This window comes from Rhodococcus sp. I2R (assembly GCF_020889545.1).
Taxonomy (GTDB): domain Bacteria; phylum Actinomycetota; class Actinomycetes; order Mycobacteriales; family Mycobacteriaceae; genus Rhodococcoides.
Map to the genome: position 1 here is coordinate 12,420 of NZ_JAHUTG010000023.1, position 25,971 is coordinate 38,390.

The 25,971-nt window shown below is 65.5% G+C and carries 25 protein-coding genes; 14 read left to right on the forward strand and 11 right to left on the reverse strand.

The genetic code is table 11. The features are described from left to right. Positions 1 to 121 precede the first annotated feature (121 nt). From KVY23_RS20085 to KVY23_RS20115, 7 genes are all read left to right on the forward strand, one after another. Complete coding sequence (locus tag KVY23_RS20085) at positions 122 to 1,813, forward strand: peptidoglycan DD-metalloendopeptidase family protein (RefSeq protein ID WP_008709951.1); 1,692 nt, start codon at positions 122 to 124, stop codon at positions 1,811 to 1,813. Continuing rightward, entirely contained in the window at positions 1,810 to 2,406 is a 597-nt protein-coding gene (locus tag KVY23_RS20090; RefSeq protein WP_008709952.1) for a hypothetical protein, read from the forward strand. The genes KVY23_RS20085 and KVY23_RS20090 overlap by 4 nt, the downstream gene beginning before the upstream one ends. A 58-nt stretch (positions 2,407 to 2,464) precedes the next feature. Further along, complete coding sequence (locus tag KVY23_RS20095) at positions 2,465 to 2,878, forward strand: hypothetical protein (protein ID WP_008709953.1); 414 nt, start codon at positions 2,465 to 2,467, stop codon at positions 2,876 to 2,878. Between the two features lie 68 nt (positions 2,879 to 2,946). Further along, on the forward strand, positions 2,947 to 3,681 hold the full coding sequence (locus KVY23_RS20100; RefSeq protein ID WP_008709954.1) for a hypothetical protein: 735 nt from the start codon (positions 2,947 to 2,949) through the stop codon (positions 3,679 to 3,681). A gap of 8 nt (positions 3,682 to 3,689) precedes the next feature. Next, positions 3,690 to 5,864, forward strand: coding sequence for a hypothetical protein (locus KVY23_RS20105; RefSeq protein ID WP_206497690.1), 2,175 nt, complete (start codon positions 3,690 to 3,692; stop codon positions 5,862 to 5,864). A 3-nt stretch (positions 5,865 to 5,867) separates the two neighbouring features. Next, positions 5,868 to 7,454, forward strand: a complete 1,587-nt coding sequence (locus KVY23_RS20110; RefSeq protein WP_008709956.1) for an SCO6880 family protein — start codon at positions 5,868 to 5,870, stop codon at positions 7,452 to 7,454. A 14-nt stretch (positions 7,455 to 7,468) separates the two neighbouring features. After that, positions 7,469 to 8,959, forward strand: coding sequence for a putative ATP/GTP-binding protein (locus KVY23_RS20115; RefSeq protein WP_008709957.1), 1,491 nt, complete (start codon positions 7,469 to 7,471; stop codon positions 8,957 to 8,959). On the opposite strand, the gene KVY23_RS20120 is transcribed toward KVY23_RS20115, so the two are convergent. Then, positions 8,946 to 9,197: a hypothetical protein gene (locus tag KVY23_RS20120; protein ID WP_230557976.1), complete on the reverse strand. Its 252-nt coding sequence runs from the start codon at positions 9,195 to 9,197 to the stop codon at positions 8,946 to 8,948. The two genes, KVY23_RS20115 and KVY23_RS20120, sit on opposite strands and share 14 nt — an antisense overlap. Between KVY23_RS20120 and KVY23_RS20125 the strand changes: the two genes are divergently transcribed. From KVY23_RS20125 to KVY23_RS20135, 3 genes are read left to right on the forward strand one after another with little or no spacing between them, the layout of a single operon-like run. After that, the gene (locus KVY23_RS20125; protein ID WP_230557977.1) at positions 9,185 to 9,736 is read left to right on the forward strand and encodes a hypothetical protein; all 552 of its coding nucleotides are present in this window, start codon (positions 9,185 to 9,187) and stop codon (positions 9,734 to 9,736) included. The two genes, KVY23_RS20120 and KVY23_RS20125, sit on opposite strands and share 13 nt — an antisense overlap. Then, entirely contained in the window at positions 9,733 to 11,580 is a 1,848-nt protein-coding gene (locus KVY23_RS20130) for a type IV secretory system conjugative DNA transfer family protein (RefSeq protein WP_008709959.1), read from the forward strand. The genes KVY23_RS20125 and KVY23_RS20130 overlap by 4 nt, the downstream gene beginning before the upstream one ends. Next, complete coding sequence (locus KVY23_RS20135) at positions 11,577 to 12,200, forward strand: DUF4913 domain-containing protein (RefSeq protein ID WP_008709960.1); 624 nt, start codon at positions 11,577 to 11,579, stop codon at positions 12,198 to 12,200. The genes KVY23_RS20130 and KVY23_RS20135 overlap by 4 nt, the downstream gene beginning before the upstream one ends. Before the next feature lie 214 nt (positions 12,201 to 12,414). Here KVY23_RS20135 and KVY23_RS20140 read toward each other — a convergent pair whose 3' ends face one another. After that, the gene (locus KVY23_RS20140) at positions 12,415 to 13,695 is read right to left on the reverse strand and encodes a hypothetical protein (protein WP_206497691.1); all 1,281 of its coding nucleotides are present in this window, start codon (positions 13,693 to 13,695) and stop codon (positions 12,415 to 12,417) included. Positions 13,696 to 14,067: 372 nt separating this feature from the next. Between KVY23_RS20140 and KVY23_RS20145 the strand changes: the two genes are divergently transcribed. Continuing rightward, positions 14,068 to 14,835, forward strand: a complete 768-nt coding sequence (locus tag KVY23_RS20145; RefSeq protein WP_008709962.1) for a hypothetical protein — start codon at positions 14,068 to 14,070, stop codon at positions 14,833 to 14,835. An 89-nt stretch (positions 14,836 to 14,924) separates the two neighbouring features. Here the strand turns inward: KVY23_RS20145 and mobF are convergent, their stop codons facing one another. After that, the gene (mobF, locus tag KVY23_RS20150; protein WP_008709963.1) at positions 14,925 to 18,965 is read right to left on the reverse strand and encodes a MobF family relaxase; all 4,041 of its coding nucleotides are present in this window, start codon (positions 18,963 to 18,965) and stop codon (positions 14,925 to 14,927) included. 436 nt (positions 18,966 to 19,401) lie between these two features. On the opposite strand from mobF, the gene KVY23_RS20155 reads away from it, so the two are divergent. The 3 genes from KVY23_RS20155 (at position 19,402) to KVY23_RS20165 (ending at position 20,886) form a co-directional block, all read left to right on the forward strand. After that, a complete protein-coding gene (locus KVY23_RS20155) occupies positions 19,402 to 19,809 on the forward strand; it encodes a hypothetical protein (RefSeq protein WP_230557978.1) in 408 nt (135 codons plus the stop codon). Between the two features lie 182 nt (positions 19,810 to 19,991). Next, entirely contained in the window at positions 19,992 to 20,198 is a 207-nt protein-coding gene (locus KVY23_RS20160; protein WP_008709965.1) for a hypothetical protein, read from the forward strand. Between the two features lie 319 nt (positions 20,199 to 20,517). Further along, positions 20,518 to 20,886: an Lsr2 family protein gene (locus KVY23_RS20165; RefSeq protein ID WP_042937345.1), complete on the forward strand. Its 369-nt coding sequence runs from the start codon at positions 20,518 to 20,520 to the stop codon at positions 20,884 to 20,886. Positions 20,887 to 21,111: 225 nt separating this feature from the next. Here KVY23_RS20165 and KVY23_RS20170 read toward each other — a convergent pair whose 3' ends face one another. The 8 genes from KVY23_RS20170 to KVY23_RS20205 all read right to left on the reverse strand — a co-directional run bounded on the left by KVY23_RS20170 (position 21,112) and on the right by KVY23_RS20205 (position 25,924). Then, positions 21,112 to 21,447: a hypothetical protein gene (locus tag KVY23_RS20170; protein WP_008709967.1), complete on the reverse strand. Its 336-nt coding sequence runs from the start codon at positions 21,445 to 21,447 to the stop codon at positions 21,112 to 21,114. A gap of 54 nt (positions 21,448 to 21,501) precedes the next feature. After that, the gene (locus KVY23_RS20175) at positions 21,502 to 21,780 is read right to left on the reverse strand and encodes a hypothetical protein (protein WP_008709970.1); all 279 of its coding nucleotides are present in this window, start codon (positions 21,778 to 21,780) and stop codon (positions 21,502 to 21,504) included. Further along, the gene (locus KVY23_RS20180) at positions 21,777 to 22,313 is read right to left on the reverse strand and encodes a DnaB-like helicase N-terminal domain-containing protein (protein ID WP_008709972.1); all 537 of its coding nucleotides are present in this window, start codon (positions 22,311 to 22,313) and stop codon (positions 21,777 to 21,779) included. Before KVY23_RS20180 ends, KVY23_RS20175 begins: the two co-directional genes overlap by 4 nt. Positions 22,314 to 22,424: 111 nt before the next feature. Continuing rightward, positions 22,425 to 22,730, reverse strand: a complete 306-nt coding sequence (locus KVY23_RS20185; protein ID WP_008709973.1) for a hypothetical protein — start codon at positions 22,728 to 22,730, stop codon at positions 22,425 to 22,427. 176 nt (positions 22,731 to 22,906) lie between these two features. Then, positions 22,907 to 23,473: a hypothetical protein gene (locus KVY23_RS20190; RefSeq protein WP_042937347.1), complete on the reverse strand. Its 567-nt coding sequence runs from the start codon at positions 23,471 to 23,473 to the stop codon at positions 22,907 to 22,909. Between the two features lie 440 nt (positions 23,474 to 23,913). Then, positions 23,914 to 24,789, reverse strand: a complete 876-nt coding sequence (locus KVY23_RS20195; RefSeq protein ID WP_008709977.1) for a DUF2637 domain-containing protein — start codon at positions 24,787 to 24,789, stop codon at positions 23,914 to 23,916. Beyond that, complete coding sequence (locus KVY23_RS20200) at positions 24,786 to 25,136, reverse strand: hypothetical protein (protein ID WP_008709979.1); 351 nt, start codon at positions 25,134 to 25,136, stop codon at positions 24,786 to 24,788. Before KVY23_RS20200 ends, KVY23_RS20195 begins: the two co-directional genes overlap by 4 nt. Beyond that, complete coding sequence (locus KVY23_RS20205; protein WP_230557979.1) at positions 25,136 to 25,924, reverse strand: ParA family protein; 789 nt, start codon at positions 25,922 to 25,924, stop codon at positions 25,136 to 25,138. The genes KVY23_RS20200 and KVY23_RS20205 overlap by 1 nt, the downstream gene beginning before the upstream one ends. Positions 25,925 to 25,971 lie beyond the last annotated feature (47 nt).

Sequence of the window (25,971 nt, forward strand, 5' to 3'; positions counted from 1 at the left end):
CAGCCGGGCGGGCATGACGCAGAGCAGCCGAAAACTACAGCACCACAAACGAACTACGCGTACCACCACAGGTGTCCGGGCGGGCACTGATCATCTTTTCGATTCGTGAGGACATGCACCGATGGCAGCATCACAGCAGGGCACCAAGGGCAGTGCGGGCGCACTGAGCCTGTTGCTGATCGCCGCCGTCGCTGCGATCGGCATGTTCGGTGTCCTCTCGGGCGATCGCACACCGCCGGTCGACGAAGGCACGTGCCTGCCTGCCGGCGCGGCCGTGGTGGCTCCGCACTCGGGCACGGTGGTGATGCCGCTGAGTGAGGGCACATACCAAGCCACGAGCGGTTTCGGTGCCCGCACGAACCCGGTGACCGGCGAGGCCGAGGGACACCAGGGCCAGGACTATTCCGCCCCAATCGGGACCCCGATCTACGCGGCGACCGACGGCACGGTCGTCAAGGCCGAACACGCCAGCGGGTTCGGCAACTGGATCATCATCGACACCACCGTCGACGGACAGTCGCTCTCGACGGTCTACGGCCACATGAACGACGACGGCGTCGGGGTCACCGCTGGCCAGACCGTCAAAGCCGGTGACCCGATCGGTGCCGTCGGCAACGCCGGACAGTCCACCGGGCCGCACCTGCATTTCGAGGTCTGGCCCGGGACTCGTCTCGCGTCCGGATCGAGCCCGGTCGATCCCGTGGCCTGGCTCGCCGCCGCCGGTGCCACCGCCCCAACCGCGAGCGCGGACGTTCTCGCGGCGGGACCGGCCGGCACCTCCGCCGCGATCCCGACCACCAGCACCAGCGGTGTATCGAGTCGATCGGTGAAACTCGCCGCCGCGATCAAACCCGGCTGCGGAGTCCCGGCCGGGTCGACCGGGCTGCGACCGGGGTCGGTGCCGGCGGACTTCGAGCCGTGGATCGTCAAGGCCGGCACCGTGTGCGCTGAGGTCACTGCTCCGGTCGTCGCCGCGCAGCTCGAACAAGAGGGCGGCTTCGACGTCAACGCCCACAACGCAGGATCGGGCGCGGACGGACCGGCACAGTTCATGCCTGCCACGTGGGCGGCGAAAGGCGTCGACGGTGATGGAGACGGCCGCAAGGACACCCGCAGCATCGCCGACGCGGTGATGAGCCAAGCCGCCTACGACTGCGAGCTGGCCGGCATCGCCAAGGACTCCCTCGCCGCCGGCAAGGTCAGCGGCGACCTGACCGAGCTGTACCTGTCGATGTACAACTGCGGCCCCGGCGCGACCCTCTCGCAGGGCCGGGTGTGCCAGAACGCCGAAACCCTCGACTACGTCGCAAAGATTCCCCGCCGCGCAGCAGAAGCGTTCTCCGTCGCCGTCCCCCAGGCCACACCGGGCATCGTCCCCGGTGGCCCCTTCGGGCAGAACGTCGTCGCGGCCGCGATGCGCTGGCTCGGCACCACCTACGCCTGGGGCGGAGGCGACCGCAACGGTCCCACCCGCGGGGTCAGCGACGGCGGCGGCCGCGCGGACATGATCGGCGACTTCGACAAGGTCGGCTTCGACTGCTCCGGACTGGTCCTCTACGCCGTCGCACAAGCCTCCGGCGGCGCGATCGTGCTCCCCCACCAGGATTCGGCGCAGATCGCCGACAGCCGCGGCCGCGTGATCGCCACCCCCGGCGAGCTCGCACCCGGCGACATCATCCAACCCCACTCGGGCCACATCTTCATCTGGCTCGGCGGAAACAAGGTCGTCGAGGCCCCGCAGTCCGGCGACGTGGTGAAGGTATCGGACTGGACCCCGCCCGCGAGTGGACTGACAGCACGGAGATTCGGATGAAAACCAACAGACGTACCGCCGTGGCCATAATCCTGACCGCTGCAACAATTCTCACTGCCTGCGGTGATGAAAGCACCGACAACGGCAGTGACGTCCCGTCGATCCCGGCGCAGCAGTGGACACCGGGTACGCCTCCACCGAGCGGCAGCGATCCCACCCGTACCCCGCCTCCGGCCGCGACCACGCTGCCCGACATCGCTGCAGGGGTGGACCGGCAGGATCCGGACTCGGTGGCCACCGCGGCGTTGACGGTCTGGTTCACCTGGAACACCGCCGTCGACGCCGGACCCAACGATGCCGCAGCCCGCACCGCACCGCTGCTCACCTCCGAGTACGCGCGCGAGATCACCTCCACCACAGCGCAATCGAGTCCCGGTGCGCAGTGGCTGGACTGGGCCGCCGACGGCGCGGTCCTGACCCCCGACCTCGTCGCCGACGACGAACCCGTTCCCCCGCAGACCGATTCGACGGCCTACCGCTCCTACCGCGTCACCCAACGCATCGACGGTGTGCCGGTGAGCGAGAGGGTCGTCGCGATGATCCTGCGGCGCGGCCCCGGCGGCTGGGAGGTGAGCCGCATTCAAGACAAATAGCTCCGCCTCATCTATCCGCTGGCACTGCAGAACACCATGTTTCGGAAAGGAACCCCCGATGGACACAGAATCCGTCACCATACCCACGACCCGCACCGCACGCCGAGCTCGTCGTGTGCTCGGCGTCCTCGCCCTCACCGCCGCGCTGACCGTCCTGGCCGGCGGAGTCGCCTCCGCTCAGGCGGTCAACCCGTTCGACGGGGTCAACCCGGATATCGGATTGTTCGGGCCCGCTCTGAACCAGACGTGGAAGCGCCTGCTCGCGGCGATCTGGGGAGCCAGCATCGCCCTCGCCGGCCTGTGGGTGCTGACCTCGTTCCTCAGCTCCCGGAAGGCGCGTAAACGCAACATGTCCAGCGATCTGAGCGAAGCGGGCGAGGATCTCAAGCTCTCCCTCATCATCTTGGGCGGTGTGGCCGCTGTCTCTCCGATCGTCGGCGCGGTCCTGCTCCTCGTCCAGCCCGGCGCGTAGCCGACCCGGCTCTACCCTCCATTTTCTTTGCCCCGACGCGGCACTGTCCGCAGAATTGAGCACTCATCATGGCCATCGACTACCGCAATGTCGGTTCCGAACCCCCCAGCTCCCCCAACACCGGCACTGTCTCCGGTGATCAGCACTCCGACAGCAAGTCCGGGTCCAAGCGTTGGATCGTCCTCGGTGCCATCGCACTGGCGATCGTCGCCGTCGTCTCGGTGATCGTGGTCGGTCTGTCGGGCGGCTCCGACGAGACCGGCGGCAGCGATGCCATCCGCGCAGTACACGGGCCCACGACGGTGAACAACGGTGTCCCCAGCGGATACACCCGCGACACCCAAGGCGCATCGACGGCCGCGGTGAACGTGCTCCAGGCGTTCGATCAGGCCAGCCAGGGCCGCATCGACATGAACGATGTCCGCTCGACGATGATCGCCGCCGACCCCGGTGCCGAACTGGCCCGCGAGATCGAACTCGGCAGCAACCGGGACGAGAGCAGCGACGTGATGAACACCCTGCCGGCCGCGGTGCACGTGTCCTCGTTCTCCGCCGACGCCGCGCAGATCTCGGTGTGGTCGATGACCACCACCCAGTCCGACATCAACAACACCGGCACCGTCGCTGTGAGCACTCTGTGGGCGACCACCGACATCTCGTTGATCTGGCAGGACGGGGACTGGAAGGCCAAGGACTGGTCCTACCGCCAGGGCCCGCGACCGGAGGACGCCTCCTACCCGGCCGCTGATTCCGCGCTCGGCGGTCAACTGACCGCAGGGTACTACACCTTCTACATCGACTAGGAGAGAACATGATTCGCCGTCTCGTTCTCATCGCGGTCACCGCCGCACTGGTGGCACTGTTCGGATCACCCGCTGTTGCGCTCGCCCAGCCTTCCGCCGTTCCCGCCCCCGCACCGGGTGCGGTCACCGCCCAACAACCGGCATCGAGGCTGCCCGCGCACTTCCCGGACGATCTCAAGAAATTCATCGGCGGCACCGAGGAATTTCGGAGCGGGCCCTGGTTCACGGGGAACTGCGCAGACCACGGCGGCGACCTGGGAACCTATATCTCCCAAGCACTCACGAACGAAAACCGGCTCCTGTACTGGACGGCATCGGACGAGAACAAAGCCGTCATGCTCGGCGATGCGAGCGCAGTCGGCTCCGACCCGCAGGCCCAGGCCACTGCCGAGATCACCCGTCAGGCCGTCGCCGACGGGACCGAACCACCCGCCGACGCTCTGCCGACCGTATTCCCGGCCGGGGACACCAGCTTTCACCCACCGACCGGAACCTGCGCCGAGGACCTCGCCCGGTGGGGCACCAAGGAATGGGGAACGTGGGGCTTCGCCTGGGCGCAGAGCCCGGACGCGGACTCGCTGACCGCGATCAAGGCACTGCCCGGTGCCGACAAGGTGCCCGACGCCGCCTGGTCGGACCCCTGCTCGCAGGGCTCGGGCGACCAGTACTGCATGCACGCCTTCTTCGTCGACTGCTCGAAAGCCGAACGGGCAGATGCCAGCCGCTGCCAGGACTGGAACCTCTCGATCGGACGATTGTTCGCCGGCACCGCAAACTGGATCGACAAGAACACCTCGTTCACCGAACGCCTCGAGGACACCCTCGGCAAAGTCATCGCGGCCACCCCGCAGTACAAGCTCGGCAAGGCCTACCTGCAGGCATTCTCCTGGATCTCGGGGGCCGCGAACGACGTCGTCGACTTCGTCACCGATCCGACCACCGTCATCGACGACTGGGTCAACGCCACCAAGAGCGGGGCCCTCTCCCTCACCGACGCCGTGCTCCGTGGGTTGACCTCGACCGGCGACTTCGATCCCACCCAGCAATGGTTCGTGACCTATTACGCCGGATCGACGGGTCTGGGAATCATGGTCATGTCGCTGGCGGTCCTGCTGGCGATCATGCGATCACGGCACAAGGGCTCACCGTCGGAGCTGGTGGCCAACGTCTTCGGCTACATGCCCGCCGGGGTGGTGATGATGCTGTTCTCCCTCGCCCTGGCCCAACTGGTGATCGAGTTCGCGTCAGTGCTCACCGAGGGCATTGCCAGTTTCAGCGGCTCCACGATCACCGAGATGGTGCAGAACATCTACGCCACGATGGGCACGCTGAACAAGGACACCGTCGTCGGCGGCTCGATCGTCGGCCTGGTCTTCTTCGGCATCCTGCTGCTCGGCGCGATGTCGGTCTACCTGGGGCTGCTCATGCACCAGATCGGGCTTCCGCTGACCGCTTGCGTCGCCGGAATCGGCTACGGCATGTGGGTGCACCCGACGTGGCGGACCAAAGCTCTGCGGCCACTGTTCACGTTCGTCGGCATCGTGCTCAGCAAGCCGATGCTGTTCCTGCTCATCGCGATCGTGCTCGCCGGGGCCAACAACGCTCTGCTCTCGGGCGGCGGCGGCTCGGGAGATCTCACCTCGCTCGGCGCTCTCGTGCTCGTCGGTGCCTCGATGGTCGTCGTCGGCCTGGCACCGTGGGCGATGCTCAAGTGGGCACCGATCCTGCCGACCAAAGCCGACTCCGAAGGATTCGGCGGCGGCGGTGGCTCCGTCGCCGGTGGTGTCATCGGAGGCGTGGGCAGCTCGGCCCTGTTCCGCAGCCGCAGCGGCGGAGGTGGTGGCGGCGGGTCGACCGTCACACCGCGCTCGACCCGCTCCGGCGACGGCGTCGACAAGGCCACCCGATCCACGCATTCGACGCCATCGACCAACTCCACCCCCGGCCACACCAGCGCGGCCGCCCACAGCGGCGGCGCCGACAAGGGCGGGGCGTCGACACCGAAGCGCTCGACCATGGGAATGGCCGGCCGACTCGGCGGAAAGCTCGCGACGGGATCGGCCGCGACGGTCGCCTCGGCCGGGGCAGCGGCGGTGCCGATCGCCGCGCAGTCCGCAGCGGCGGCGATGAACAAAGCCAAATCCAGTGCCGAGTCCGCACCGTCCGAAGCCGAAGGCAGGTAAGCGATGTCGACCGAGACCGTCGAGCACGACAGCGAGCAGAGAACCTCCATCCTGGGCGGTGAGATCGCGCGCCGCGGCATGACCGGGATCTCGGCACCGGTGCTCATCACCTGGACCGCCGCTCTGATCATCGGCATCGTGTACTACTTCGCGGCCGGTGGCGGCGCGATGACCGTCGGGCTCGTGGCCGTGTTCTACGTCGGGGTGTTCGCCTCGACGTACGAATTCGGCGACGCTTCCCTGGCGGCGCGGCAGTTGCACCGGTTGCGGAACTGGTCGCGGATGCGGCGCGGGGAGCACGTCTACCGCAACGCCGACGACTCTGCCTACGGGATCACCGAGCTCGACCCCGGCTGGGAGTACCCGGTGCCGCTCGGGCGGACCGCCCCGCTCGACGTCGCCGGCACCGGCCTGGACGAGATGTTCATCGTCCGCACCGCCAACCCCGGCGAGCGGGCCTATTACACGGTCGTACTGTCCGTGCAGGGCCTGGCAGGGGGGCTGCGCACCGACGCGGCCTGGGCGACGACATCGGAGAAATTCGGTCTGTTCAGCGCCTCGATGGCCCGCAAGACCTCGCTCATCCGCGGAGTGCAGCTGATCCACCGCTCCATTCCCGCGGATCTGACCATGCACGAGGACTGGGTCGAGCGGGAGGTCGAAAAGCTCGGCGACATGCGTCTGCGGGCACCGGTGGAGTCCTACGGCGACCTCATCGACACCATCCGGCCGCACTCGGAAGAGCACCGGGCGTACGTGGTGCTCAAATTCCCCCAGACCGACCACTTCGAGGCCGAAGCCGCGCGGGCTGCAGGCGGGAAAGGTGCCCGATTCGAAGGCGGTGTCGCCCAAGTGATCCGCGACGAGACGATGCGTGCTGTGAGCAAACTCGTCGCCGCCGGCATGGGCCGCGTCCAGGTCCTCGGTGAGCAGCGCACCTGCGCGCTGATCCGCGCGTTCGTCGACCCGTCGAACCCACTCGATCGCCACCAAGGGGCGCGGTGGTCGAACTGCTGGCCCTCCTACGTCGGTGGCCACGACTCGGTGGTGGTGTCCGGCCGCTGGCACACCCGTGTCGGGTTCCTCCCGCCGGCGAGTATCGAACCCATTCCGCTGGGCCCGCTGTGGCTTGCGCCGCTGCTGACCGGGGTCGCCCCCGACATCGGCGACGACGAGAACCCGCCCTCACCGACGATCCGAACAGTCAGTGTCCGAGTCGATTTCGTGCCCGACGCCGTCGCCCGGGAAGCGGCCAGTCAGGACTTCACCCAGGACCGGGCCTCGCAGGAAAGTGCCGCACGCAAAGGCATCACCGGCGACGGCTCGGCCGAAGTGATGGCCACCGCGTCCGGGCGTCGACGCACCGATCTGATGCCGGGCTCGGGCCATCACGGCACCATCTACTCCCTCGCGGTCGCGGTCACCGGCCGCGACGAAGACGACCTCGAGCGGGCCTGCATGCGCGTGGAGGAAGCCGCCGACGAATCGGCAATCAAAACCATCACCTGGCAGGACGACACGCACGACGTCGCCCTGTTCACCACCCTGCCCTTCGCTCGCGGTCTCGCCGTGACGCGCTACACCAAGTAGCCCAGGAGATTTCGATGCCGCAACACACCACCCGTCGTCCGTCCACCCGACCGGCCGCGACCGAGCAACCGGTACGCCCGCGGTTGCTCGGCGGCGATCGCGAACGACTCGGCGACGCCGTCCTCGAGGCCGCGCAGGCGGTCCCGAAGCGGATTGCCCGCCGTAAGCCACCTCGGCGGTTCGCGCTCCTCGACCGCTACGGCTGGTACGAACCCCGCTCTGAAGGCGCGTGGAGCACGACCAGGCAGTCCGAAGCGCTGAACCTGGCCATCAGCCGCCGCAGTGCCCGCCACCAGGGAGCGGTGACCGGCCTGAACCGGATCTCCCAGGATCTGGTGATCACCGATCCGTTCGAGCTCTACGGCACCGACATCTCCAACATCAACGTCTGCGTCGTCGGGGACATCGGCAAGGGCAAGTCCTCGATGATCAAGACCGCATTTCTGTGGCGGCAGATCATCTTCGGCCGACAGGTGGTGGTCATCGACAAGAAACGCCAGGGCAGCGAAGGCGAGTACTCCGTCTTCGCCCGCACCCTCGAGGTGGAATCGGTCCGGTTCAAAACCGGTGGCGGCGGCGCCAGACTGAACCTGCTCGACCCGGCGATCACCACCGGCGGTGAACACGCCGGCGGCCTCGACGGTGTCACCCCAGCCGGTCAGGAAGCCCTCGTGCTCGCCGTCCTCGCCGACACGATGGAACGCCCGCTGACCACCCCGGAGAAGAGCGCCGTCGGCCGAGCGTTGGAGCTGGTCAACGCCGACGCCGCCGCCACCGGTCGCGCACCGGTACTCAAGGATCTCGCCCGCCGCCTCGTCGAGCCGTCCACCGACGACGGCACGTACTTCGGTGACCGCTGGTCCGAGCGCTCCCTCGAATGGGGCTACGAGCCGGGCCTGGCCCTGCTGCGTCTGGTCGACCGGGACCTCAAGGGCCTCGTCGACGCAGAAACCTCCCCGGAGGTCCGCGCCGCGCTCGAGCACCCGTTCGCGCACTTCGACGTCTCCGCGCTGCCGACCGAAGGGCCTGCGCTGCGGGTGGTGATGACCGTGATCAACACCTGGCTGGCGAACCTGCTCGCGGCACGCTCGTCGGTGTCCAAGCAGACCATCCTCATCGTCGAGGAAGGCTGGCACGTCGCCGAAGGATCGACCGGCGCGGTGTTCCGGTCGAACATGAAACTCTCCCGCGGACTGGGCCTGTCGACCGTCTCGGCCTTCCATCACCCCTCCGACATGTCCCACGACTCCCCCGCCCGTGCCCTGATGCAGGAAGCGGGAATCGTGTTCCTGTTCGCGCAGGAACGCTTCGACGACGCCCGCGAGACAGCCGAGATGTATCACCTCCCGCCCGGGTCCATCGACATCATCATGGGCCTGGGACAGGGCGAATGCCTGGTCAAGATCGGCTCGTCCGATCCGATCCTGATGGAACACGTCCGCTCCCCGCAGGAGATCGCCCTCACCGACACCGACGCCGCCGTCAAAGGAGTCAAGCCAGCATGAGCACCTCATCGCCCTCACCGTCAGCGGCCCGGCGTTCCCGCACCATCGACGTGTACGTGAGCTCGCCGGCCCCGATCGGGTACGACGACACCTGCGCGAGCGGGGAGAGGCGGTTCGTATCCCTTTCGGCCGCAACACGATTCGCCGTCAGCCATGCCGCCGCCATCGACGCCGGTGTCCCCGGGATCACCGTCACCATCGCTGCCGAGGGACACGACGACGTCTGTGTGTCCGGCACCCCCCGGCGAGATCACCTGCGCACTCGCCACCATCCCGGCCTACACCGCCGGCGTCCGCACAGCGCGGATACCGGCACCGGGCTACCTGCGTGCCGCCGTCGACGAGGTCACCCTGCCGATCCAGTGGCAGGGCAGCGTGGGAGTGGAGGCCGGCGTCGATGTGCGCGTGCTCTCGACCCGGCCCGACCCGCTGCCGAACTCGACACTGCTGCTCGGACAATGGGCACCGGACCTCGCGCACCGCCTCGCGCACGACCTCGCCCGCTCGATCACCGAGCGCAGTGGCCAACGGAGCCCGGCCACCGTGACATACCTCCCCGACCAGGGGCGGTACGAGATCACCCATCCCGCCCCGATCTCCGATACCGACGCCGCCGCGGTGGCCCGCTACATCCGGATCACCCGACTTCGAGCCAACCTCGCCGCCCTCGACCCGGTCGCCGACGCGGACTGCGCCGTCGGTCTCGCCGCCGAGCTGCACGTGCTCGAAAGCTACTCCCGCCGTGTCCCTTTTACCGACGACAGGACAGTTCGATGAGTGCGATGCAATCCCCTCCCCGTAGGCCCAGCGATCCGTTCGTTCCGTCCGAGGTCTGGGTCGGTGCCGCTCTGATCGTGGGTCTGGTGTTCGCTGTCGCCGGCGGCGGCATGGTCTCCTCGCTGGTCTCGGGCACGGTGATCGCGATGCCCACCAGCTTCGGTGAGCTGTTCTCGATCTTCCGCGGGTTGGCCACGAACCCGTCGGACCCCGCGGCCGCGTGGCCGGCGACCGCGCAGCCGGGTCCGGCGTGGGTGACCTGGGTGTGCATTCTGGTGCTCGGTGCGCTGTATACCGCCGTGGCCCTGTGGATCAGCTCCGAGATCGACGACTGGCAGCACCACCGCGGTCAGGCGCAACGTGGTTTCGCCGGCCGACATGAGCTCGCCCGGGCAGGCATCGACGAGAAGAGTGTCCGCACCGCTGCCGTCGCCACCCGTTCCTCGTTGAAGGGCACGCGGGCCTCGAAGCTGGACGCGAGCGAGGTCGCGATCGCGTTGGGCCGCAACATGGTCGACCCCGACAGGGTCGTCTACATCAAACAGAACGACTGCATGCTCGTCGAGGGCGTCACCGGCTCGGGCAAGACCTGGCGCGTGGCGTATCAGCGCTGCATGGACGCACCCGGTGCACTGCTGGTGACCTCGACGAAAGTGGACCTGATCTCGGCGACGTACGAGCACCGCGCCGCGCTCGGCCGAGTATCGATCTTCGATCCGGACAACATCACCGGATGGCCCGACCCGATCCGCTGGTCGATCCTCTCCGGATGCCAGGATCCGGACGTGGCCATCCGCCGCGCACAGAGCTTGGTGTCGGCAATGCCTATGGGAGACACCAAGAACGGCGGCTACTGGGAAGACAAAGCAGTGGTTCTGCTGCGCTGCTACCTGCACGCGGCCGCGATCAGCGGCGCGAACCTGGCCACGCTGCGCGTGTGGGTGAACTCGCGTAAAGGCCGCGAACCACGCGAGATCCTCATGCGGACGATGCCCGGCTGGGAAGCCGAACTCGGCCAAATCCTCGACTCCGGATCGGACTCCTCCGACGACATGATCGGCGCGGCCAGCAGACTCCTCGCCCCGCTCGCCTCCCCCGCACTGCTTAGAGCCGTCGACGTCCCGATGCGCGAGTCGTTCGACATCGACGAGTTCATTCGATCCGGCACGGACACGCTGTATCTGGTGTCCAAGGGCAAAGACAATTCTGCGGCACCATTCATCGCAGCCCTGGCCAGCGAAGTGCACTACCTAGCCGACCGCCACTCACAGTCCCTGCCCGGTGGCCGCTTCGATCCCCCGATCCGATTCGAGCTCGACGAAGTCAACAACGTCGCCCCGATTCCCGGACTGCCGGATCTCATGTCGGACTCGGGCGGCCGCGGCATCACCATCCACGCCTACGCCCACAACGAAGAGCAGAACAAGCTCCGCTGGGGCGCGGTCGCCGGCAAGATGTTCGCCGACAACTCCCCCGCCCGCCTGATCCTTCCCGGCCTCAAAGGCGACGAGCTGCAAGCGATCTCGAAGATGCTCGGCGACCGATACGAGTGGCAGCCCTCCGGCAACGCCCAGTCCGGCCCGACGCTGCGAGAGGTACCGGTGATGTCGCCGGCGCAGATCCGCCAGATGGACCCCGACCAGGGTCTGTTGATCTACCGGACCGCGCCGCCGATCCTGGTGCATCTACCGACGGTGTGGGACGAAAAACCATCACGTGCCGCGGTGCTGCGCTCGCAGAAGGTGTTCGACGAGATCGTGGCATCGGGCACCGCGCCTTGTACCAAGGTCCGGTCCGGCGCGGTGGTGCTCGACAAGGTCAGTGACGGGACGACGCTATCGTGACCGCACCGGGGGCAGAGCAGGAAGAATTGGTGCCGTCGCGGTTCACCTGGCGCTACCTCGATGCCGAGCAGGCGCGGGCCCTGTGGTCGGAGCTGATCGACTGGACCACGTGGCTGCGCGAGCGCTACGAGCTCGGCACCAAGATCCCGCCGTGCTGGTACCGCCACGATCCCGTCGTCGAGGAACTGAGCGCCCTGATGGCGGCATGGACCGATGCCTACTACCGCGGTGACGAGTACCGGGACGACCTCACCGCCTGGCACACCCAGTGGTTCCGGCCGCTCATGGCGCGTGTCCGTGACATCTCGGACTTCGACAGTTGCACCCACGATCGGTGTGCGCACCGGCCGTCGCCGCCGGCCACGCTCGCCGGCATCGAGGAGTTCGTCGACGCCGACGTCGACGCCCGCCCCGAACCATCACCAGCCCCGCCGGCACCGGTCGTCGACGTCACCGCGGCCGAGGAAGTGCGCACCATCCCCGCCGACGACATGGACATGGCCATCGACTCCGGCCTCGCCGAACCGCTCGACCCCGCCGACCCCGACAGCCCCGTGAGCTTCGAGGGCATCGAATGGACCTTCAACGCCCGCATGGGTGCCTGGGTTCCTTACACCTGACCTCATCCCCTTATGAAGCTGCGGACCTACATCGCTCGATCGGCCACTCGTCCGTACATCCCGCCCGGATACGGCAGGGTCGGTGCACGATCACTGTGGGTCTGCCGAGCCCGACCACCGATTACACGTCAACCCGCCCGGCGTGTAGTCGGTGGTCAGGGTGAGTGGTTCCGGTTCAGGCGAGAGAACTCGGATTGTCCGCTCGCTCCGAGCGTCAGGTCGCGCACTTCTTGTCGACCGAGACGTTAATTCGACGAATAGCACTGTCCATGAGCGGGGCGTTACGCATGTGAAGACTCGCTTCAATCTTAAGTTCACTGAGGCCACACGGAAGCAGATACGTTCGGATACCCAGTTCCGTCCCGGCTTCTGCGACGGTGTCTCCGTGCGCCCAGCCGACCTTCATGTTGGCGCCGAACTTCCACGGCTGGATGGGCCCCGAGTTCTCGACTACTGGCGAGACCCACCACCCTTTTTTGGTCGGCAGGTCCCAGATCCTCTCCACGTCACGGTCGGCCTCAAGGGCATAGACCGTCTGCGGAGGGTCGCCCGGCTTCCTCTGAAAGACCTCCACATTGGCGCTGAGTTCGATCGGTGGGAGCCCTGGGTTCTCTTCAACTGCCGTCGCCGATGCTGGTGGCGCGTGAAAGATGATGCGGATTGGAACGATGCCGCCCTCGTGTCCGTCCTGGGTGAGGTTCGCACTGGCGTCGACCTGAAGATTGAGGACAGGAGCTTCATCGTCCTGGTCGGCGATGACCGAGAAGCCGATGTCGTCCACCGTGAACGGATCCGTCGCGGGATCGTCGCCCTCCCTCGGAAACGCGACCAAAGCGACGTTACCGAGGCCGGGGTCGTAAAGCCCCGGGCCGGGTGCCGAGGCGGCGGTGCGAGAGGACCCTAGTTCAGTCCATGTGTACTGCGCCAGCGCTACGGCCAGCACCAGCACCATCGCAATGAACATCGCCGCGATGACCCGCGGCGGACCGCCAAAACCGAAAATAGAGACACTGAAGGTTGGTCCCTCGGGCTCGATGATGTCCGGCTCGCGGGCTTCCCGGAGTCGCGCGTAGATAGCGTCTGTACCAGCTTCCGTCGCTTTACTTCCGGACGCCCCGGTGAGGCCCATCATGAACGATGTCTGCGCCTCGTCGGCCCGGAGTCCGGTACAGAGGTCGCGCATGAGACTGGGCTCCATCGCTTCGATCCCGTCGATGTAGGCCCCGATCTGTGCCGATGTCTTTTCGAGCGTTCGATAACCGGCCGACTTACTGGTGGTCTCCTTGAGTGCGTCGGCGAGGGTGGAGCCCTCGGGCATGTGCGCTAGGTACCACCAGACCGCCATATGCTTGGGGCCGGGATATCTCCTGTGCGCTAATGCCTTCGAGTCCGTGAAATTGTACGGCGAACGCCTTTTGTCCGCGAATCCCTCCTGAAGAGTCGAGTGAAATTCCAATCGGAGATATGCAAGAAATAGCTCATTATTCTTATCCACCCGAACCTCCTGGCAAATACGCCGCTGTCGGCGCATTGTCGATAGAGCGATTATGCCAGTGTTTCGATCGCTAGTCACGAAAGGGCAGGTTGGAACAGTCCGGTAGTCCCATCTACCGCCAGTATCAGGCACTACCGGCCACCATCCGGCAGTGCCGATCATTTCGGTAGTTCCCGACAGTGCCAGTAGCCGCCTATACCGAGCACTTACAACCCCTGAAATCCTTTCGCTGCAATTACTCGATCCACTACAAAGGAATAAGGCAACCAACGGCGGTCAGCCTGAAATCCTCTTCGAACGAGCCTCGACTTTCGGACCTATCGGAATATCGGGAAAGTACGGAGAATAATTCGCACTCGAAAGGACATTTCCATGGAGAACACGCCTGTGAACCGTCACGACAATTGCAGTGCATGTGGCGGTGGTGGTGGTGAGATCGCCCTGTCGCCGGCGCAGACGGCTGAGGTAGTCGACCGACGTACGTTGGCCATCGACGAGGCACTTCGCCTCCGTCTCGTCAAGCGAGTCGAACAGGACTACGAGTTCAACGCTCGCGTATCCTCGGAGATCCAGGGTGAGCACCGGACCGCGGTGGCGGAACGGATCGTGCACCAGACGATCGGATTCCTGACGCTGGTTGCGAAGAACCCCGGAATCGGGTTCTCGCCCAGTTCGCTCGTCGACATCGGTTGGCACAACTTCATCCTGTACACACGTGAATACACCGCGTGGTGCCAGGAGACCGGTGGCCGCTATATCCATCACGCGCCGTTCGACGAGGCCGGAGTCGACTACGGCACCGGTCATTCGCACCGGACAGTCGATGCTCTGCGTGAGTTCGGATGGCTCGTGGACGAGGAGTTGTGGGCGAGCAAGTTCGTCTACGACTGCGGTACCTGCAACGTCGGCGGCTACGACTGCACGTCGACCGATGGCGGGAATGTCCCCCCACACGCCCCGCATTCGGTGGCGCTGCGAGCACCGAACAACGGCAATTGCGGTAGCCAGGACTGCAGCGACGCGTGCGGAGGTCCCGACGGTCTCGTTGGGCGCGCGCGGGCTGCCCTGGCCGCGCCGAACAACGGCAGCTGCGGTAGCCAGGACTGCAGCGATGCGTGTGGAGGGGGCAGCACGGACTGACCGCGCGACGTCGGCTCCGCTGCTGGACGGCCCTGACCACCATTCCTATGGAGTGGTGGTCAGGGCCATCTTCTGTTCGGACAACCTATTCAGATGCGTGGGCCGCGGGTCGGTCCGGGTCGCCGGGCCTGTTGTCGTAGTTGTTCGCGGCGTTGGGCTTTGTGTTGCTCGGCGAGGCGGCGTTGTTCTGCCGCGCGTTGCTCGGCGGCCTCTCGTCGCGCGCGGTCCGTGTCGACGATCGGATCGGGCCTCGCGGGTTGCAGGGACGGTGCCGGCTGCTGTCCGGGGCCTGCGTGTGCGGGCACCGCTACGGGCGCGGTGACTGTCTTGATGCGGGCGTTGACCTGATCCCACGCGCGGGCCGCTTCCCCGTGTTCGGGTCGGTCTCCGATAAGAGTGCGATCGGTGTCGATGCCGAATTGTTCTCGATAGGCCCCGACTTGACCGGCAGTGACCTGCCAGCGCAGTCGGGCACCGCCGGAGTCGGGAACCTCGCCGAGGTGGCGGGTCCAGGCGGGTTGTTCGTCGATGGCGTGCTGTCCGAGCTCGCGGGTGCGTTCGGCGATCTCGGTGTAGCGGCGGCGGCTCCAAGCGACGAGTTCGGGGTCGATTCCCTCGCGGTCCTGCATCGGCGGCAGCACCCAGCTCGGGGCACTGTGGTCGCGTGCCTCTCGGCCGAAGGGCCAGCGCCGTTCGGCTTCGTCGAGCAGATCCGCTGCACTCGGGTCGGGGTCGGTGACACCGCGCCGCAGTTCCACGATCGCGGCGTGGGGGTCTTTGCCTGCGCGTTCGGCATTGCGTAGATGGGCGGCGAGGTCGGGCCACGCCCCATCGTCGCCGAGGATGGTCTCGGCGTGCTCACCGAACTGTGTCCGCAGCGCCGGTTCGATGCTCTGCGTCCACGCGTGCATCTCGTCCGCGCCGTTCTCGATGTGCTTTTCGAGTCGCCAGTGCATGACGGCGGAGACGGAGTCTGCGCTGGCGAGTTCTCGCTCCGAGCGTGCGGCGGCGAGGGTGTGGGCGGCGCCGAGGCCGAGCTGCTCGGCGCGGCGGTATTGGTGGACGAAGGTGTCCCATTCGGCTTCGGCGATCATCGTGTTCGCCAACTCCGGACCCATGTTCTCGCGGACGATCGCTTCGATGCGGTGCGCGTCGATGAGCTCTCCCGCGTACTCGTATCCGCCTACGTTGTAGTCGAGCTTGCGGTGCGCGACTGCGGCGTCGCGTTGCTGTTCGGTCGCCGAGACGTCCGCGCCGTCGCGGCCGATGATGGTCCGCACGACTTCGTCGGCGATCTTTTTGTCCGGATGCACGTGGATCAGGTGCGGGTCGACGATCCGGTCGATGGGCACGTACAGCTGACTCCTCTCGCGGCCGCGGGTGAGGGCGACGTAGAGGGCTTGACGGTTCATGGTGTCGTCGACGAGAACATGGACCTGGTCGACGGTCATGCCTTGCGACCGGTGGATGGTGGCGGCGTAACCGAGCTCGCAGTGCTCTTTGACGTAGTCTGCCGGCAGTCGGATGCGCCCGCCGTGTTCGAGGTGGCGCACGGTCAGCGATCCGTCGCGGTGCGCGGTCTTGACCGTCCACAGGTCGCCGTTGCGCACGCGTTCCCCGCGGGTTCCGGTCACGCGCAGGCTGGTGTCGTTGCGGCGGGTGACGATGAGATCCCCTGCGCTGGCGCGAAGTCCGTCGGAGAGGTCGTTACCGCCTTTCTTGACCAGTCCCTTGGCGAGTCGTTCGGTGCGGGCCCGGTCGTTGAGGTCGCGGACGGCGTGGTTGCTGTTGGCGATCATCAGCGACGTCGTGTCGGTGTCCGAGGTCTTCGCCCAGGCGATGAAGACTTTCTCGGCGAGGTCGTCGGCCATGCCGTGCTGCACGCGGTCTTTCGCGGCGTACCAGGCGGCGACGGAGGTGTCACCGTCACGTAGACGCAGGGAGATCTCGGCTTCTTCCTTGTCGCGGAAGCGGTGGACGTCGACCAGCTCCGGTGCCGCGCTCGATCGGGCGACCAGGCGCAGTGCGCCGCCCGTATCGACGGCGGCGAGCTGCTGTGGGTCGCCGAGCAGGCGGACCACTGCGCCGTGCTCGGCGGCGATATAGGTCAGCCGGTCCAAAATGTGTGTCGAGGCCATGCCTGCTTCGTCGACGAGGATCATCGCGCCCGGGGTGATGCCGGTGTCGAGTTCGTTCTCGTAGCGGGTGAGGACGTCGTCGATGGTGCGGCCGGTGACCCCGAGTTCGGTGCCCAGGACGTCGGCGGCTTTCGCGGACGGTCCGAGGGCGATCACGTCGTATCCGGTACTACGCCAAGCGTCGACGACGACGCGCATGGCGGTGGTCTTGCCGGTTCCGGCCGGACCGACGCCGGCGGCCAGGAGGGCCCCGGAGAACAGGAAGTGCTCCACGAGTGCCTTCTTGTCCGCGCCGACGTCCCAGCCCTTGCGTTGGGTGTGCGCGGCGAGGGCTGCGGTGTAGGCGTGGGCGGGTGCCAGCACCGCGGTCGGGGTGCGGGCGGCACCGACGAGGCGGTGTTCGGCGGCGAGGATCGCTGCGCTGGTGTACGTTTCGTTGCCGTGAACGGTCAGGATCGACGCACCGTCGCTGCGCTGCAGCGCTGCCGGGATCGCGTCGACCTGGCGAGTCAATCGGATGGACTCTGCGCCGAGGGCGGCTTCGGTGACCTTCTCGGCGACCGCGTCACGCTCGGCCGCGGTGCCGAACACCAGTGGCCGCAGTTGTCGTTGGACTTCGGCTTGGATGTGCCAGCGGTTCCAGCTCGAGCGTTGCTGTGCGATGCGTGCGACTGCGGTGCGGGCGATCTCGCGGTGGTCGATCGAGGCGGCTTCGGTGACGGTGATCGTGTTCCCGGTGCTCTTCTTCAGGGCGGAGTTCAGGGCGCGTCGGCCGACGACGTCGAGTGCGCGTACGCGCCATTCCGCGCGTTGGGCACCGAGCGATTTCGGGGGTGCTTTCTCGTTGCGGGTTTCCAGAGTCGCTTGGTCGGCGAGTCGCATCTGCGTCGCGGTCGAGGGGTCTTTGCCGTGGGTCTTGCGGTAGTCCGAGACGAGCTTTTCCATGCGTGACTCGATGGCGTCGCGGCGGGAGAACTCGCTGAGCAGTGCAGTGGGGATGCCTTCTATTTCGCGGACGGCGCGTTTGTTGATTCCGGTGCCGGGCCGGTTGGCGAACACGGTGCCGAGCTCGCGGGTGACGTACTCCTCGATGAGGGTGTTGTAGCGCTCGGATGCGGCGACGGCGAGCTTGTGCAGCACGCGGCCATCCAGGCTGCGCCATTTGCCGTCGACGCCGTGCACTTTGGTGGAGATCGCGACGTGGGTGTGCAGGTTCGGGTCACCGTTGCGATTGTCGCGGTGATCGAACCGGGTGTACATCAGGCCGGTCGATTCGATCTGTCCGACACCGGCTTTGCCGACCCGGGTGTAGGAGGCGTTGTCCTCGACCCAGCCGATGGCGTCGCTCACCGCGGCGCTGTGTGCGCGCTCGATCGCGACGCGGGTGTCGTCGTCGCCCAGGCCCCAGAGAACGGACACCGATTTCTGTGGAGTGAACACGCAGTCGTAGCCGGCGACGGGTTGGCGTTCGCGGCGCTGCTGCGAGGCGATGTAGCGGACGAGCTCTGCTTCGCTGGCCGGTGATCGCCCGACTTCGCGGTGGAATTCGTCGGCTCCGACGCGGTAGCGGATCTGCTGGCACTGGTCGGCGGTGAGCGGTTTTCCGCCGGCGGCGCGGTCGTTGTCGATCTCGGCGCGGATGCGTTTCATCAGCGGCACCTCGTTGCGGAAGCTCGCGAACTTGCGGCCGAGCCGCACGCTCTCGATGGCCGCGTTCGCCTTCGTGCCGTCGAGGACGGCGGCCTCGATCAACGCTTGGGCTTCAGGGTGCAGGCCCTCACCGAACAGCGCTTTCATCTGGTCCTCGCGGACGTACCCGGACACCCCGAGCTCGGCCGAGGCCCGCCCTCCCCAGATGCCCGGCTCGGTGCCTTCGGCCGCGTAGTAGTCGGTGAGGTCCTGGCCGCGTTCGCGGCGAATGTCATCGCTGGCGACCTCGCGGGTGAGGTAGGTGTAGCCGTCGCCCGCGTGCAGCGCGTGAACAGTCATCATCGCGGGCACTGCCGACGAAGAGGTGGTGTGCGACGAGATCTCACGGGCCGATCTCGCTCGAAATCTGCTTCTGAATCGCGCGGCACAGTCGCGATAGTACGCAGATTCCGCCCATGGACACTAATAGTGCAAGAGGTGTGTAGCGTTTAGTTTGTTATTTCGCAAACGGTTACAGAAAATCCGAAGTTGACAGCATCTGCATTCCGGACGAATTAGAACGTGCATGGACGGTGAGGGACGAAAGTTGTAGCGAGACAGCTCGATCAGGGCGACGCTGGGTGCGTATGACCCTTTCGCCGGCCATCATGTTGGCAGTAGCCTGTCTCGTATGACTCCCTCGAACAATGGACCGGTCAGTGCTCGGGAACGGGCTCGGCGAGCGAATGCGCAGCGGCTGTCAGAGGCACAGTTGTGTTTGAAGAATCAGGAGCAAGATTTGATTTCATATTTCGATGCCACCCGCGACGAACAAAGGATCAACGACGATGTGACCTCGAGGATCGAGCGGTTGCAGCGGGACGCGGAAGCCAAACTTGCTGCGGCGTATGAGAGACGCGCTGGAGCACTCGCGAAGCTCAAGAACCGCGGTGAAACATACGCCAGTATCGCTGCCTTGGTGGATCTCTCGGTGCCGGAGGCGACGCGGTTGGTCAAGTCGACGATGGTGTCACGTGCGACCGCCATGCCCGATGTTCATCCGGATGCAGAGGATGACGCGAGTGGATCGCGTAGCACCGAGGAGAATGTCGAAGGCCGTCGCGATTCTGCACCAACTGCGACTGTAGAGCTGTCGGTGGATGGAGACGCGGGGGCGGATGGAGAGGGCGCGCGCAGCATCGCCTGACAAACGAGCGGAGCTCACGCCGCAGGCTTCACGCCTGCACACATCGAAGGTTCTAACTCAGTGCCACACAACGGTTGTTCGAGAACGCCATGAGAACGCGCGCCCACTGCACATCGTTACGGCGGAATATTTATGTCGTTGTCTTGGTGTTGAAATCGACTCGAGGTAGGAGGTGAACGATCGTGATCGCACTTATTATCATCGGCTTGATCGTCGTAGGAGCGCTGTGGCGCGCTGGGAAGTCCGAGTCAGGTTGGCGGTTCGCTCCCCTGCGGGCAACGGGAGTCATCGCCAGCGGCGTGTTTCGCATCGGCTTGTTTATTGCGTCGATCATGTTTGCCGTAGTCGTTACTGTTGCCATCGGCGTGTTGCGCAGCACCTCCCAATAGATCGTCGAAGCTTCATCACGTGGCGAGCTTGCGGCATGATCTGACTGTTTCTCGACCCGCCTTCAAAGCTCCGCGCCATCTCAGCCTCGTAGCGTCTGCGCAGATGCGCGTTTGGTGTTCTACGGTCGAGCTGTGGCGTGCGTGTCAGCTCGGAAGGCCATCCGTTCAGGCGCACGCCAAGCGAAGCAACGCAGGTGCGCGAAACGGTGCCGTAGCCAATTGCCGTGTCGCTGAAGAGCGCGGATATCGGCGCTGGTTACGCTCATAGATAAGAATGCGGTTGCGCATTGCGAATGTGTCGATGAAAGGTTTTTCGGCTGTGGCAAGACGAGTGACAACCCAATTGGTGGACGATATCGACGGGTCGGTCATCGACGACGAGTCCGGCGAAACGATCGAATTCGCGATCAACGGCGTCGAGTACTCGATCGACCTGAAGGCGAAGAACGCGAACGAGTTTCACAGGAAGCTCGACTACTACGTCGGACACGCGACGCGAGTCGGTGGCCGCAAGCGCAAGCCCACCCCCGCTGCCGCGTCGGCCGCGACAGCGGCCGGCGGATCGGGCAAGCGTGATCCGGAGCAGACGCGGGCGATTCGGCAGTGGGCATTCGATCAGGGCTACGAGATCAGCGAACGCGGCCGCATCCCGGCCGACATCGAAGAGGCGTACAACGCCGCACACTGACAGGCGGGTGAGCCGCCTGCGTCGACGTGAGCGGGCGGCTCCCTGTTCGCTCTGATTTGCCGCGAGTGCGGCGCGCTGCGCAGCACCCGTTGACAACTCGTCGAAGTTTCGGCGAGAGGCCGAGTTTGCGGCGCGGGCCGAACGTTGCTCGGTGCACGGGTGCGCTCTGCTTCAGCGACGTAGCAAGTTCGCTTCGATCTGTGCCGGTCGATCTATACCCTGAATTCAGACCAGCAGTTCATGTGCCCACTCGTACACCCAGTGCGGCAACGCGGGTGCGTCGAACGGTGCGGTAGCGAATTCTGATTCGGTGCGAACTGCGCACTCGGGAATCGCGTCGACGGTGCGGGAGCCGAAGGATCGAGCAGCGACGATCCACTGTCCACGGTGATGCACTCGGATTGCAGTCGACACTGTGCACCGCCCGCCGGAGTATCCGGCGGTCAGCTTGTGGCAGTCCCATTCGACGTGCTGGTTCTGTCCGAAGAAGTGTGTCAACGTCTCGGCGAAGGATGGCCCGTAGAGGGTCCCTCGGTCTGTGTCGATGCGGATGAAGTTCATGGTGGCGGCCTCTTCGAGTCATAGCGGCAATGCGAGGTGTGCGTGGAAAGTTGCTCAGAACAGGGGATTCTGGTTGCGCGCCGCGAGAATCTCGCGGAACGCTCGGAACTTGCCTAAAAGGTCTGAGGCGACGGCCTCGGTGTAACCGATGGACAGCGCGACGTCACTCAGTGTGTTGCCGGCGGCCAGCGCGTCCTCTACCTCACGCCCGACAGCGAGGTCCTCGACTGCGTCTGGATCCAGATGCTCGACATCGACGGCGGCCAATCGTGCAGAAGCGACAGCAGCTCGACGCCGCTCTTCGCCCGACTCTGGCCCTTCCCGCGCGGTCATCGTGTGCTGCCGCTGCGGAAGGCGTTCAGGCGGTTCGTCGCTTCACGTTGCGCCCTTCCGATTTCGACGAGCTGGTCGAACAGGAATTCCTCCGGCGCTTCCTCGGCGAGCTGCTGAATTCTGATTCCGGCGTCGAAGAAGCTACGTCGGTAGCTTTCCGACAGGACCATGCCGGCGTATTCGTTTGCCGATGCTCCGCATGCGTTCGCTGCGGTGACGTCGGTCAGTGTTCGACGCAGCCGTGCACCGCGGTGTCCGCTGGCACCTGACCGGACAAGGACGCCCAGAACACTCGCGGGGTCGTGTGGGAGGTTGTCGATGATCAGCTCCTGCACGATGCCGTACAGCTCGCGATAGACGGGATCGTGGAAATCGTTGGCCTGCAATGTTGCTGAAATGCGGGCAGCCTCTTCGGTGTCCTGCAGCCACATCAGTGCGCAGATGACCAGTGCTTCCGGTGCCGTCTCCGGATGGTCCGTCAGATCAGCGTGATCTTCGTCGTCGGCGGGTTCGACTGCTCTCAACGGGGTCATCTGTTTGCCTCGTTTCTCTTTGCGGGTCTGTTGCGGGAGAACTGGATTCGATAGTCCGGTGGCGCTTTGCTTGGTCCTGCCGCGTTCATCGTCATTTTGCGGAGGTGTAGGTCAGATGTAGAGAAGGTTCGGTGGCGCAGAGCCGTCGAACTGCTCGAGGCTGTCGAGGACGGCGTTGTAGTTCTCGGGCCTGCAGCTTCCGAGTCCGATGATGAGGGCACAGGTTCCGTCGAGTGTGACGAGGTAGGACGGCGGGCTGCCGTTGTCGGACGATGCGTGCTCGCGTGCGTCGAGGAGGGCGATACGGACGGCATCGGCGGCGGCGCGTTTCGCAACTTCGAGGTTGGGTTCCGCTCCGGTTGCGGTAAGGATCTCGGGGTTGTCCTCGGGGTGTGTGGTGACTGTCCAGGTGATCATCGTTGGTTCCTTGTCGCTCGTGCCGGCCCAGTTGCTTGTCGTCGAGCGTCACACGAGGTCCGCAACGATTCGTTCGATGCGGAGACCGATCAGGCGAGGCTGTGGATAACTGTGGCGTCGAGTCAGCCTGTGGATAAACGACGTTCGGCCCCGGGGTTGGGGCCGAACGTGTGGTATCAGACGTCGTCGAAGACATCGAGGAGTTTGGCGGGGTCGCGGCGGTAGCGTCCGCCGTCGAGAAAGACACCAACGGCAGCACGGTGAACGCGTCGGAGTTCGGCCATCAGGGTGTCGTAGCCGACGCGGTCGGTGATGCGCCAGGTCACAGGTCCCATATGCAGGTCTACCCAGTGGATGGTACGACGTTGTTCGGAGCTGTAGCGGTGGTGCGGCACCGCAGTGTGTTCGGGGCTGTCGAGCCACAGGACAGAGATCGCGGCGGCGCCGAATTCTGCGCCTGGTTGGGCGGGATGGGGGGCTTGTCCATCGGCTCCGGCAAGTGCGGCGCGGACGGTGGCGAACCCGGTGATGACCGCGGAAACTGTTTCGGCACTTCGGAAAGTCATCATGACGTGACCGAGTGCGACGATCATCTGCGCTTCGTCGGTGGCCGCGGAGGTAGCGGTGATAGTGGCCTGCTGGGGTCCGGCGACCAAAACCGTGGTGTGGGTGACAATTCCGGTAGTCCGGGCATTGTGTGCGGCAGTGGTCCGTCGTCCTGTGCTGGAAGCGTTCTGCGGCATGTCGGGCTCACTTTCTGTTGCGGGACCGGCTCCCCCGGCCTTTTCGCTCTGCCAATTTCTTTCGCCGTCATCTGGCTCGAAGGAGAGAAGGCGGCGCACTGGACCGGCGTCCTGGCCCTGATCCGCAAAGTTTTCAGCCGCAGGCGCTTTGAAAAGTTTTCGGAGCCCACCGGGCCGGAGCAACGCGGAGTCAGGGTTGGGTAAGACGGGTCAGGGTGTTGCAAGCTCGACCGGAGCCAGATGTGCGAAAGAAATAGTTCTTTCTGCAGGGCGAAGCGCAGCAAAGCTCAATCCGGAGACCGCCGGAGGTGGTCCCAGGGCAGCACACGTTTCGACGCACGCTGAACCACCCGAGGCGACAACCTCCCAGCCATCAACAGTCTGGGGCGATTGTGCGGGAGCAACGGAGAGCAACAAGGCTCGATGTCGCGGCAGCACTTCTATTCTGCAAACATGCGATCACGCTCGCTGGCTGGCTTGTCACCCAGCTCGGATTCCCCGTCCTGGCGGCCCTCGACGATCCCGGCGGTGACTTCTTCCCACTTCCGATATCGGCGCATCGCGGTCGATGCAACGGAGCCGTCGGTTTCTCTACCGATTCGTGCCCACGACCATTCACGGTGTGCGTGTCGAAGCCGCGCTGTCTCTGCAACTTCCGGGGTGAGGGCGTCTACTGGTCGTCGGTGCGTGTCCGCCGCGTCGACCTGTTCTCCCCACGAGCCGTCTTCGCCCTCTGAATTATCCCCGCTCAGGCTGTGGCCTTCGTGACTGAACTCTGCATCTGTCCAATCCACCACTTCTGTTGCAGCACTTAGCCCGGACTCCTCCCCTGCGGCCCCGCGAGGCGCACGAAGGATGACAGCCAACACTTCAGTCATGGCAAGGAGCGCGATAGGTGCAATGGTGGCAATACCCGCCGAGACCACGGCCGGAAGCAATGTCGCAGTCAACACCGCGTGGTACGAGTTACCCGCAATCGACGCCGATGCGGCAACACGCAAGATCGTGACGACGAAGCGACGGCCCTTGATCGTGCGGTGGTCCGTGTGATTCGACAGCGCAATGGCTGTCACTGTTGTCGAGACGATTGCGCCGTCCAGCACGATCGGAATCACCCAGGCTTCACCGGGACCTATCCCTGCCATCACCGCGAGATCACGCAACACAGCGAAACTGAGCCAGAAGGACGCCCCGGCGATGCCAACTGTCAACGCAACGGCTGTTGCGAGAGCCCACTGCAGAATCGCTGGATGTAGCGCAACGACCTCTGACGGCTTCGTTGTCAACGGGGTTGCCGCGGAGTGTGATCGGCTCATCGGATTCTCGGTCCTCGTGCGAGGGGGCCCGTTCGTTGCGGGAACGGCGCACCGTCGTTGAATCTGTTGCGCAACGACTCCAAGTAGTCTTCGATTGCCGCATTGACGAGATCCGACGGGCCCCGCGGCGCGCCGGGCGTTGCGGACAGCGCTTCGGCCGCGTTGAGAAGATCGTCGACGGTGGACTGGTAGAGGTAGTACGAGCGCTTCTGTTTTGTGTTGTCCGGTGACGGTTGCGCACCGGTCTCGGCCGACGAAACAGTGTCGTGGGGCTGCCGCGAGTTCTCCGGCGGATCGACCGGGCTCGATCCGGCGAGTGCGCTCTTCATACGTTCGGGCCGGGCCATCACAGGTGTCCCTTCGTGAGCAGCGTAAGAGTGTCGCGATAGATCGTGGACAGGCTGCGAGATTGTGTGGTCCCCCAGTCGAACAGGCTGGTTTGGGCCTCCATCGAGTCTTTGATGACAACCCGCTTGGGAACGGCGTCACCGAGGACGTTGATGCTCGCGGCGATCTCGACCAATTGTTCTCGGCCGCTGATCGTCGCGATCTCGTGGAGGTTGACGATCGCACCGAGCATGTCGAGGTCCGGGTTGTAGCTGCGCTTGACTGAATCGATGGTGCGCAGTAACCGCGCGAGTCCATTGGCTGAGAACAGCGCGGACTGAGTCACGACGACGGCTGCGCGCGCCGCAACAAGGGCGTTGATGGTCAGCAGATCGAGGCTGGGTGGGTAATCGATGAGGACCACGTCGTACACGCCCCGTACGACGTCGATTGCGTCGCGAAGCCGCCGTTCTCGGCCAGCGCCGGCGACGACCAATTGATCGCGGACATAGGCCAGGGACTCGTTTCCAGGCACCGTGGGTACCAGGTCTACGCCAGGCCAGATGGTGGGGACGACAGCGTCGGCGATGGTCGCGTTCGACGACTCGGCGAGAACGTCGGCAACACCGACATCGTCGCTCTCGAGCTCGGTCCTGGTCAGGACTGTGCTGGCGTTGCCTTGCGGATCCACGTCGACAACGAGCGCGCGCTTCCCCGCTTGGGCGACGGCGTAGGCGAGGTGAAAGACGGTGGTGGTCTTGCCCACCCCGCCTTTCTGGTTGCAGAACGCAAAGATGTCAGCGGGCATGGTGGGTCTCACTTTCCATGGATGAATAGGACGAACTGGCGGTATAG

Excerpts from the sequence above, each read along its gene's own strand:
- KVY23_RS20085 (WP_008709951.1), top strand. The coding sequence starts at position 122 with ATGGCAGCATCACAGCAGGGCACCAAGGGCAGTGCGGGCGCACTGAGC.
- KVY23_RS20090 (WP_008709952.1), top strand. The coding sequence starts at position 1,810 with ATGAAAACCAACAGACGTACCGCCGTGGCCATAATCCTGACCGCTGCA.
- KVY23_RS20095 (WP_008709953.1), top strand. The coding sequence starts at position 2,465 with ATGGACACAGAATCCGTCACCATACCCACGACCCGCACCGCACGCCGA.
- KVY23_RS20100 (WP_008709954.1), top strand. The coding sequence starts at position 2,947 with ATGGCCATCGACTACCGCAATGTCGGTTCCGAACCCCCCAGCTCCCCC.
- KVY23_RS20105 (WP_206497690.1), top strand. The coding sequence starts at position 3,690 with ATGATTCGCCGTCTCGTTCTCATCGCGGTCACCGCCGCACTGGTGGCA.
- KVY23_RS20110 (WP_008709956.1), top strand. The coding sequence starts at position 5,868 with ATGTCGACCGAGACCGTCGAGCACGACAGCGAGCAGAGAACCTCCATC.
- KVY23_RS20115 (WP_008709957.1), top strand. The coding sequence starts at position 7,469 with ATGCCGCAACACACCACCCGTCGTCCGTCCACCCGACCGGCCGCGACC.
- KVY23_RS20130 (WP_008709959.1), top strand. The coding sequence starts at position 9,733 with ATGAGTGCGATGCAATCCCCTCCCCGTAGGCCCAGCGATCCGTTCGTT.
- KVY23_RS20145 (WP_008709962.1), top strand. The coding sequence starts at position 14,068 with ATGGAGAACACGCCTGTGAACCGTCACGACAATTGCAGTGCATGTGGC.
- mobF (WP_008709963.1), bottom strand. The coding sequence starts at position 18,965 with ATGATGACTGTTCACGCGCTGCACGCGGGCGACGGCTACACCTACCTC.
- KVY23_RS20170 (WP_008709967.1), bottom strand. The coding sequence starts at position 21,447 with ATGAACTTCATCCGCATCGACACAGACCGAGGGACCCTCTACGGGCCA.
- KVY23_RS20175 (WP_008709970.1), bottom strand. The coding sequence starts at position 21,780 with ATGACCGCGCGGGAAGGGCCAGAGTCGGGCGAAGAGCGGCGTCGAGCT.
- KVY23_RS20180 (WP_008709972.1), bottom strand. The coding sequence starts at position 22,313 with ATGACCCCGTTGAGAGCAGTCGAACCCGCCGACGACGAAGATCACGCT.
- KVY23_RS20185 (WP_008709973.1), bottom strand. The coding sequence starts at position 22,730 with ATGATCACCTGGACAGTCACCACACACCCCGAGGACAACCCCGAGATC.
- KVY23_RS20190 (WP_042937347.1), bottom strand. The coding sequence starts at position 23,473 with ATGCCGCAGAACGCTTCCAGCACAGGACGACGGACCACTGCCGCACAC.
- KVY23_RS20195 (WP_008709977.1), bottom strand. The coding sequence starts at position 24,789 with ATGAGCCGATCACACTCCGCGGCAACCCCGTTGACAACGAAGCCGTCA.
- KVY23_RS20200 (WP_008709979.1), bottom strand. The coding sequence starts at position 25,136 with ATGGCCCGGCCCGAACGTATGAAGAGCGCACTCGCCGGATCGAGCCCG.
- KVY23_RS20205 (WP_230557979.1), bottom strand. The coding sequence starts at position 25,924 with ATGCCCGCTGACATCTTTGCGTTCTGCAACCAGAAAGGCGGGGTGGGC.